Origin of the sequence: Aureimonas endophytica, assembly GCF_014642635.1 — a bacterium.
Taxonomy (GTDB): Bacteria; Pseudomonadota; Alphaproteobacteria; order Rhizobiales; family Rhizobiaceae; genus Plantimonas; species Plantimonas endophytica.
This window is the reverse complement of the sequence record NZ_BMIQ01000043.1, coordinates 1-539: the sequence shown is the minus strand read 5'-3', so window position 1 is coordinate 539 and position 539 is coordinate 1. Positions and strand designations below refer to the sequence as shown.

At 65.5% G+C, this 539-nt stretch carries 1 protein-coding gene; it reads left to right on the top strand.

What is annotated here, in order from left to right; translation table 11 throughout:
- Positions 1-539, top strand: a 539-nt coding sequence (locus tag IEY14_RS25720; protein WP_188913689.1) for a TrmH family RNA methyltransferase, incomplete at both ends; no start/stop codon positions are given.

Genomic DNA, 539 nt, shown 5'->3' with positions numbered 1-539 from the left:
GATGTCATGGCACGGGTGATCGGCTTCCATCTCAATCGTGGGGTGTTGGCAGCCGCGCGCCGGGTGCCGGAGCCGAGCGTTGCTCAGGTGGTCGCCGGGGCGCACACCGTCGCAGTGTTGGAAGGCGTTAACGACCATGAGAACCTGGGCTCGATCTTCCGCAACGCGGCAGGGCTGAGCGTGGACGCGGTAGTGTTCGGCACCGGCTGCGCTGATCCGCTCTACCGTCGTGCGGTCCGGGTATCCATGGGACACGCGTTATTGGTGCCATATGCACGCGCGGCCGACTGGCCCACCGAACTTATGACGTTGAAAGAGAGCGGCTTTCGACTGTTGGCGATGACCCCACACGGCAACGCGTGCAAACTACCGGAGGCCATCGCCGCGGTGTCGCACGAACGGATTGCGCTACTGGTGGGCGCGGAGGGCCCGGGCCTAACGGCGGCCGCACTGCGGATTAGCGATGTGCGGGTGCGCATTCCGATGTCCCGAGGGACCGACTCCCTCAACGTCGCGACGGCGGCCGCATTGGCTTTCTA